The following is an 8503-nucleotide window of genomic DNA, read 5'->3' as shown; positions in this document are numbered from 1 at the left end:
CTCCGGGCGGGGGGGGCTCCCCCCCGGGCCCCCATCCACGCGCCCCCCCCCCCCCCCCCCGGTTCGGGGGGGCGCGGGGCTTCGTTGCGTGGCCGGGCCCGCGAGGGTGCCGCACGGCATTCGCTGCCGCAGCTCGCGATCTGCGGGCCCGGCTCGGCGGCCGCCCGGGCGATCGCGACCCCCCGCAAAGCAACGCCGACGGCGACCGGGACCGATGCGGGCGACAGAACTTGTTGTCTTGCCGACTCGTAGGCTGGTTTCGTGGAGAAATCTTCCGAGACCGCCGTCGATCGAAACGCGGCGAGCACCGGTTCGACGGGGACCGATCCCGGGCCCAGGGCGGGTACCGGCGACCGGCCGGAACAGTCCGGGCCGGCGTTCTGGCGCGCCTTCCGGGGGCGGATCGCCGGACGGCCTACCCTCGAGCTGGTCTACCGGGTCGGGGTGGCGGTGGTCGGCACCGTGGTGCTCGTGGTCGGCATCATCACCATTCCGTTCCCCGGACCCGGCTGGGCCCTGGTATTCGCCGGTATCGGCATCCTCGCCACCGAATTCGCGGTGGCGCGGCGCGCGCTGGTCTGGCTGCGGGACAAGTACCGGCGCGGTATGGCCTGGTACATCTCCCGCGGGCCACTGATGCAGGTGCTGGCGTTCCTCGCGACCTGCGCGGTGGTCGTGGCCACGCTATGGGTGCTCGGCACGTTCGGATTGGTCGGCGACTGGATCGGAGTCGAATGGCAGTGGTTGCACAGTCCCCTGATGTCGTGAGGACGGCGCGGGGGGAGATGCTGGCGGACGAAACGTGGCTGGCCGCCCGGATCGCGGAACTCAACGCGTCCTGGCGGACCGATTCGCTGCGCGTGGGCGCCACCCTGTGGTGGTGTATGACCGCCTCCGCGCTGATCGAGCCGGTGGTGCGGGCACTGGTCCGGGAGATCCCGATCGCGCCGCCCGCGCTCGATCGGGTGGAGATGTCGTTACGCCCGGACGGCACGGTCGAGAAGGTCCGGTTCCGCGATACCGGCGCCCGGGATGCGGCCACCGGAACCGGTGCGGGCGAGGCCGAAGGAGCGGGTGAGATCCCGCCGGTGCTGCGCGCGACGCTGTCCACCGTGATCGACCGGCTCAGCGCCCTCTCCGGCGTCCGCGAGCCGGCGCTGTGGGCCGTCGTCACCGACGCCCTCGCCAATTGGGCGGTCGACGCGGGCGCACCGCGGCTCGGGCAGCGGCTCGCCGCCGAGATCGGGAGCGCCCTGCCCGTACCCAGGTTCGTCGAGGTCGGCGGCCGGACCTTCGTGAAACGCGCCTCCTGTTGCCTCGTCTACGAGGCGCCGAACTGCGAAAAATGCGTGAGCTGCCCCAAGCGCCCGCCGGCCGAACGTGCGGCTTTGCTCGCGGACTACGCGCGGCGCGCCTAGCACTCCGCACGACGTGCGAGCACTCCACGGCGGAAGCGGCGGGGAAAGAGGATGCCGCTGGGAGATCGCACCATCGCACACACTGCGGCGTGCCGGCCGCTCGGTGTGCCGCGGCGGCCGGGGTGGCCGGTGTCCGGCCCGGTCCATCGACACGCGTCCGGGTGTGTCCCGATAGCATGGTCGCGGCCGGGCAATGCCCGGTTACCGATCGACGGACGAGCCGTCACCGACCCGGGGCCGCCGGGCGGGACGCAGGCCGTCCGAAGCCCGAGCGAGCCGGAGCGGATCCGGCCGCGGAACCCGAGGAGAGCGCCACCGTGACCACCACAGCCCCCCGCAGCCCAGTCACCCCCGTCCGGGTGCCGGCCGGGACTACGGCGGGCGCCGCGGTGCGGGAGGCGGGCCTGCCGACCAAGGGTCCGGAGACCGTGGTCGTCGTCCGGGATGCCGCGGGTGATCTGAAGGATCTGTCCTGGGCTCCGGAACTCGATACCGAGGTCGTCCCAGTCGCCGCGAACACCGAGGACGGCCGCAGCGTGATCCGGCATTCCGCGGCGCATGTGCTCGCCCAGGCGGTACAGCAGGAGTTCCCGGAGGCGGCCCTGGGCATCGGTCCGCCCATCAAAGACGGGTTCTACTACGACTTCCGGGTCGACCGGCCCTTCACTCCCGAGGATCTGGCCAAGCTGGAGACCCGGATGAAGAAGATCGTCAAGGGTGCGCAGCGGTTCGCGCGGCGGGTGGTCGAGGTGGACCAGGCGCGGATCGAACTGGCGAAGGAGCCGTTCAAACTCGAACTGATCGGGGACAAATCCGGGATCGACGATCCGGAGATCATGGAGGTCGGCGGTAACGAGCTGACCATCTACGACAACCTGGATCCGCGCACCGGCGAACGCGTCTGGGGCGATCTGTGCCGCGGCCCGCATATCCCCACCACCAAGTTCATCCCGGCCTTCAAACTCACCCGCAGTTCCGCCGCCTACTGGCGCGGTGACCAGAACCGCGAAGGCCTGCAGCGGATCTACGGCACCGCCTGGGAATCGGTGGAGGCGCAGGACGAATACCTGACCATGCTCGCCGAGGCGGAGAAGCGCGATCACCGCAAACTCGGTGCGGAACTGGATCTGTTCTCCTTCCCCGACGAACTCGGTTCCGGCCTGCCGGTGTTCCATCCGAAGGGCGGCATCATCCGCAAGGAGATGGAGGACTACTCACGCCACCAGCATGTGGAGGCGGGATACGAGTTCGTCAACACTCCGCACATCACCAAGGCGCATCTGTTCGAGACCTCCAAGCACCTGGAGTGGTACGCCGACGGGATGTACCCGCCCATGCATCTGGACGCCGAACTCAACGAGGACGGCACCGTGCGCAAACCGGGCCAGGACTACTACCTCAAACCGATGAACTGCCCGATGCACAACCTGATCTACCGGTCGCGCGGCCGGTCGTACCGGGAACTGCCGCTGCGGTTGTTCGAATTCGGGTCGGTGTACCGGTACGAGAAGTCCGGGGTGGTGCACGGCCTGACCCGCGCCCGCGGTTTCACCCAGGACGACGCGCATATCTACTGCACCCAGGAACAGGTCGTCGAGGAACTGACCGGCACCCTGCGGTTCGTGCTGGATCTGCTGAAGGCCTACGGTCTCGACGATTTCTACCTGGAGCTGTCCACCAAGGATCCGGACAAATACGTCGGCTCCGACGACCTGTGGGATGAGGCCACCGAAACCCTGCGCCAGGTCGGGGAGGCCTCCGGACTGGAACTGGTGCCCGATCCGGGCGGCGCCGCGTTCTACGGCCCGAAGATCTCGGTGCAGACCCGCGACGCGCTCGGCCGTAACTGGCAGATGTCGACCATCCAGCTCGACTTCTTCGAACCCGGCCTGTTCGAACTCGAATACACCGCCTCCGATGGCAGCAAGAAGCAGCCGGTGATGATCCACCGGGCGCTGTTCGGGTCGATCGAACGCTTCTTCGGGGTGCTCACCGAGCACTACGCGGGTGCTTTCCCGGCGTGGCTGGCGCCGGTGCAGGTGATGGGCATCCCGGTCGCCGATACCTTCGTCGGACATCTCGACGGTGTGATCGCACAGCTGCGGGCCGCCGGAGTGCGTGCGGAGGTGGACCGCAGCGACGACCGGATGCAGAAGAAGATCTTCAATCAGACCGCGCAGAAGGTGCCGTTCATGCTGCTGGCCGGGGCGCGGGATGTGGAAGCGGGTGCGGTGAGCTTCCGGTTCCGCGACGGGACCCAGGTCAACGGCGTACCGGTGGCCGACGCGGTCCGGGTGATCGTGGACTGGGTGCACCGCCGGGACAACACCTCACCCACCGCGGAATCGGTGCGTCCCCTGGTGGACGGCGCGGGCGGTGCGCCGGAGTGATACCGGGTCCGCCCGGGCGGGGAAAGGGTATGGATATGAGTGAGCGCACGGTACCGGACGGTCTGACCGCGCCGGAGGAGAGCGCCGCGGCGGCCGGGGAGATCGTGGACCGCGGTGCGGGCGAACCGGATCGGTTGCAGCGGTTGTGGACGCCGTACCGGATGTCCTATATCGCGGAGGCGGCCACCTCGGCGCCCAAGGGCACGACGGGGCATCCGTTCACCGATATCCCCGAGATGTCCGACGAGGACGGGCTGGTCGTCGCCCGTGGCGAACATGTGTATGCGGTGCTGAACCTCTACCCGTACAACCCGGGGCACATGATGGTGGTGCCGTATCGCCGGGTGGCGAACCTGGAGGATCTCACCGCCGCCGAGGCCGCCGAGCTGATGGCATTCACCCAGCGGGCCATCCGCACGATGAAGAAGGTATCGCGGCCGCACGGTTTCAATGTGGGGCTCAACCTGGGCGGTGTCGCTGGCGGTTCGCTCGCCGACCACCTGCACCAGCACATCGTGCCCCGCTGGGGCGGGGACGCCAATTTCATTACCGTGATCGGCGGAGCGAAGGTGATGCCGCAGTTGCTCCGCGAAACGCGGGCCCTGCTGGCATCGGCCTGGGAAGAGACGTAGATGGCCGGAATTCCGCGCCGCGCCCGCGCCGGGGCCGGCCGCACGCGGATGCCCCGCGGGACCGAGCAGGAGGCGTAGGTGCTGAGCATTTTCGGGCGGGCGACCTTCGCCAAGGCCACCGCGCCGCTCGGTAGAGCACTGGTCGGTACCGGTCTCACGCCCGACGCCGTCACCCTGATCGGTACGGCCGCCTCGATCGCCGCGGCCGTCACGCTGTTCCCCACCGGACATCTGTTCTGGGGAACCATGGTGATCTGGCTGTTCGTCATGTTCGACATGCTCGACGGCGCGATGGCCCGGGCCCGCGGCGGCGGCACCCGCTACGGCGCCGTCCTCGACGCCACCTGTGACCGCGTCGCCGACGGCGCGATCTTCGGCGCTCTGGCCTGGTGGGCGGTATACCACGAACAAAGCAAGCCCCTGTTCGTGGCGACCCTCGTGGTGCTGGTGACCTCGCAGGTCATCTCCTACGCCAAGGCCCGCGCCGAGGCCAGCGGGCTGTCCGCCGACGGCGGGCTCATCGAACGCCCGGACCGGCTGGTGATCGTGCTCGTCGGCGCCGGGCTCACCGGAATCGGCGGGTACTGGGGAATCGACTGGCTCACCTGGGCGGTGCATGTGGCCATGTGGATCCTGGCCGTGCTCAGTATCGTGACCGTGGCTCAGCGGGTACTGGCGGTGCGCAGCTCACCCGGCGCCCGGGAGATCCTGCGGACCGCGAATCCGGGAACGGAGCAGCCGTCGTGAGCGGGTGGCGGGCGACGCTGAGCGACCGTGGATATGCCGCGGGCTGGCGCCTGGTACGCGCCCTGCCCGAAGCCACGGCCCGCGGATTGTTCGACCGCGGCGCCGATTTCGCGGCCCGCAAGGGCGGGCCCGAGCAGCTGCGGCGCAACCTGGCCCGGGTGCTCGGCACCTCCCCGCAGGCGGTACCTCGCGACCTCGTCCGGGCGAGTATGCGTTCTTACGCCCGCTATTGGCGCGAAGCGTTCCGGCTACCGGCCATGGACCACCGTGATCTGGTGGATTCCGGCCGGATCGTCGTCGAGGGCCGGGAACATCTCGACGCCGCGCTGGCCCGTGGTCGCGGTGTGGTGTTCGTCCTGCCCCATTCGGGGAACTGGGATATGGCCGGCACCTGGCTGGTGCAGAACTACGGCACGTTCACCACCGTGGCCGAACGGCTGAAACCGGAATCGTTGTTCGAACGTTTCGTCGCCTACCGGGAAAGCCTGGGTTTCGAGGTGTTCCCGCTGACCGGCGGCGAACAGCCGCCGTTCACCGCGCTGGCGCAGCGGTTGCGGGCGAACAAGGTGGTCTGCCTGATGGGGGAGCGCGATCTCACCGGCCGCGGCATCCCGGTGACCTTCTTCGGCGAACGCACCTGGATGCCGGCGGGCGCGGCGAAGCTGGCCATCGACACCGGGGCCGCGCTCATGCCGGTACACGTCTGGTTCACCGTCGACGACAGCGGCCGGGAGGGCTGGGTCGTGCGCACCCGGGAGCCGTTGGACGTATCCGGCGGTGTCGCCGCCGCGACCCAGGCGCTGGCCGACTGTTTCGCCGCCGGAATCGCCGAGCACCCCGCCGACTGGCATATGTTGCAGCCGCTGTGGGAAACGGATCTGTCCGAAGCCCGGCTGGACCGGATCGCCGCCGAACAGGCGCGGCGCGGCACCCGATCGGTCGACGCCGCCGGAGATCGTGCCCCATGAAAATCGGCATGGTCTGTCCCTACTCGTTCGACGTACCGGGCGGCGTACAGGCGCATGTGGTGGAGCTGGCGCAGGTATTCCGGGAGCGTGGGCACAAGGTGAGCGTGCTGGCACCCGCCTCGGACAGCACCGAGCTGCCCGATTTCGTGGTGTCGGCCGGCCGCGCCGTCGCGATCCCCTACAACGGGTCGGTGGCCCGGCTGTCCTTCGGTCCCACCGCCTACACCCGGATCCGGAAATGGATCGAGGACAACGATTTCGATGTGCTGCACATCCACGAACCCAACGCGCCCAGCCTGTCCATGCTGGCGTTGAAGATCGCCGAGGGCCCGATCGTCGCCACCTTCCACACCTCCACCACGAAATCGCTGATCCTGTCGACATTCCAGGGCGTGCTGCGGCCGTACCACGAGAAGATCAGCGGACGGATCGCGGTGTCGGAGCTGGCCCGGCGGTGGCAGGTCGAAGCGCTCGGATCGGATGCGGTGGAGATCCCCAACGGCGTCGATGTGCAGGCGTTCAGCCGGGCACCGCTGCTGCCCGGGTACCCGCGGCCGGGTGGGACGGTGCTGTTCCTCGGCCGCTACGACGAACCCCGGAAGGGGATGCAGGTGCTGCTCGGCGCGCTGCCGGAATTGGTCGCGCGGCACCCCGGGGTGGAGGTGCTGGTCGTCGGCCGCGGCGACGAGGCCCGGTTGCGCCGGGAAGCCGGCGCCCTGGCCCGGCATCTGCGGTTTCTCGGGCAGGTCTCGGATCTGGAGAAGGCCTCGGCCATGCGCAGCGCCGATGTGTACGTGGCGCCGAATCTCGGCGGGGAGAGCTTCGGAATCATCCTGATCGAGGCGATGGCCGCCGGGACCGCGGTGGTCGCCAGCGAATTGGACGCCTTCCGGCGGGTGCTGCGCGACGGCGCCGCCGGTGTGCTGGTACCGACCGGTGATCCGGTGGCGCTGGCCGAGGCGTTGAGCGGCCTGCTCGCCGACGACGCGCGCCGCGCCGAACTGGTGCGGACCGCGACCCAGGTGGTGGGCTCCTACGACTGGCCGGTGGTGGCCGAGCAGATCCTGCGGGTCTACGAAACCGTGGTGGTCGGCGATCTGCGAGTGCGGGTGGCCGGATGATCACCTTCTCCGCGACCACCGTTCTGGTTCTCGCGCTGGCCGCGGCCCTCGTCGTCGCTCTGGGGGTCTGGGCCTACTCCACGGCGAACCGGCTCGACCGCCTGCACGTCCGCACCGACCTCGCCTGGCATGCGCTGGAGGCGGCGCTCGCCCGCCGCGCGGTGGTGGCGCGGGCGGTCGCCATATCGTTGCGCGGCACCGGCCCGCCGGACCCGGGCGCCGACCCGAAACCCGGCGAACTGGCCCGCCGCCTCACCGTCCTCGCCGACCGGGCCGAACGCACCGCCCGCGACGAACGGGAAGCGGTGGAGAACCAGCTGGCCGCGACCCTGTCGGCGGTCGATATCACCCGGCTGCCCCCGCAGCAGGTCGCCGAACTCGCCGACGCGGAGGCCCGGGTGCTGATCGCCCGCCGCTTCCACAACGACGCCGTCCGTGACACGCTCGCGCTGCGTACCCGCCGTCCGGTGCGCTGGCTGCGCCTGGGCGGTACCGCGCCCATGCCGGCCTATTTCGAGATCGCCGAACGCGCCACCCCCGCCGCCGCGACCGGTCTGGAGGTCGACACCACCCGGGTATCGGCGCGGGTCGCGATCCTGGACGAGCAGGACCGGATCCTGCTCATGCGCGGTCACGACCCGATGCTGCCGGAGGTGTCGTTCTGGTTCACCGTCGGCGGCGGTGTGGAACCGGGGGAGAGCCTGCGCGCGGCGGCCGTCCGGGAACTCCACGAGGAAACGGGATACCGAGCCGACCCGCAGGCCCTGCGCGGCCCGCTCTGGCGTAGGGTGGCGGTCTTCCCCTTCAACGGCGACCTGATCCGTTCCGAAGAACTCTTCTTCGCCCTGCGCGTCGCCGAATACGAGCCCGAACCCGCGAACCTGACCTATGTGGAACAGCGCTCGATCACCGGCAGCCGCTGGTGCGGTCCCGCCGATATCCGCGCCCTCGACGCCGCCGGGGAAACCGTGTACCCCTACCACCTCGACGAACTACTCCCGGAAGCTGCCCGGGCCGCCGACGCGGACACCGACCCCGAGGTCCGCTCCATCCGATAGGCCCGAACCCGGTCGCAACCACGGCGGCGCCGAGTCCAGCGAGGTGTTCGCAGGGCCTGCCTCGAAACCCGAACGCGACCACGGCGGCGCCGAGTTCAGCGAGGCATTTGGCGGGTTCGGCCCGTCCCTGCGTTCAGCCCGCGAGACGATGCGCCGCAGGCGCGAGTAT

The 8503-nt window shown here is 69.9% G+C and carries 8 protein-coding genes; all 8 read left to right on the top strand.

Annotated features, from left to right (window positions below; genetic code table 11):
• Positions 1-261 precede the first annotated feature (261 nt).
• The 8 genes from QH276_RS17955 (at position 262) to QH276_RS17920 (ending at position 8334) form a co-directional block, all read left to right on the top strand.
• Positions 262-768, top strand: coding sequence for a TIGR02611 family protein (locus tag QH276_RS17955; protein WP_432278689.1), 507 nt, complete (start codon positions 262-264; stop codon positions 766-768).
• Complete coding sequence (locus QH276_RS17950) at positions 765-1418, top strand: (2Fe-2S)-binding protein (protein WP_280400650.1); 654 nt, start codon at positions 765-767, stop codon at positions 1416-1418. Before QH276_RS17955 ends, QH276_RS17950 begins: the two co-directional genes overlap by 4 nt.
• Before the next feature lie 317 nt (positions 1419-1735).
• Positions 1736-3808, top strand: coding sequence for a threonine--tRNA ligase (gene thrS / locus QH276_RS17945; protein ID WP_280400651.1), 2073 nt, complete (start codon positions 1736-1738; stop codon positions 3806-3808).
• A 35-nt stretch (positions 3809-3843) separates the two neighbouring features.
• A complete protein-coding gene (locus QH276_RS17940) occupies positions 3844-4440 on the top strand; it encodes an HIT family protein (protein WP_280400652.1) in 597 nt (198 codons plus the stop codon).
• A 78-nt stretch (positions 4441-4518) separates the two neighbouring features.
• Positions 4519-5187, top strand: coding sequence for a phosphatidylinositol phosphate synthase (gene pgsA, locus QH276_RS17935; protein WP_280400653.1), 669 nt, complete (start codon positions 4519-4521; stop codon positions 5185-5187).
• Positions 5184-6155, top strand: coding sequence for a phosphatidylinositol mannoside acyltransferase (locus QH276_RS17930; RefSeq protein ID WP_280400654.1), 972 nt, complete (start codon positions 5184-5186; stop codon positions 6153-6155). Before pgsA ends, QH276_RS17930 begins: the two co-directional genes overlap by 4 nt.
• The gene (locus QH276_RS17925) at positions 6152-7276 is read left to right on the top strand and encodes a glycosyltransferase family 4 protein (protein WP_280400655.1); all 1125 of its coding nucleotides are present in this window, start codon (positions 6152-6154) and stop codon (positions 7274-7276) included. Before QH276_RS17930 ends, QH276_RS17925 begins: the two co-directional genes overlap by 4 nt.
• Complete coding sequence (locus QH276_RS17920; protein ID WP_280400657.1) at positions 7276-8334, top strand: NUDIX hydrolase; 1059 nt, start codon at positions 7276-7278, stop codon at positions 8332-8334. The genes QH276_RS17925 and QH276_RS17920 overlap by 1 nt, the downstream gene beginning before the upstream one ends.
• Positions 8335-8503 lie beyond the last annotated feature (169 nt).

Origin of the sequence: Nocardia carnea, from assembly GCF_029869215.1 — a bacterium.
GTDB classification, from domain to species: domain Bacteria; phylum Actinomycetota; class Actinomycetes; order Mycobacteriales; family Mycobacteriaceae; genus Nocardia; species Nocardia carnea_B.
The sequence above is the reverse complement of the archived record's forward strand: the minus strand, read 5'-3'. Positions and strand labels throughout refer to the sequence as shown.

Coding starts and splice junctions, on each gene's coding strand:
- QH276_RS17940 (WP_280400652.1), top strand. CDS start 3,844: ATGAGTGAGCGCACGGTACCGGACGGTCTGACCGCGCCGGAGGAGAGC.
- QH276_RS17925 (WP_280400655.1), top strand. CDS start 6,152: ATGAAAATCGGCATGGTCTGTCCCTACTCGTTCGACGTACCGGGCGGC.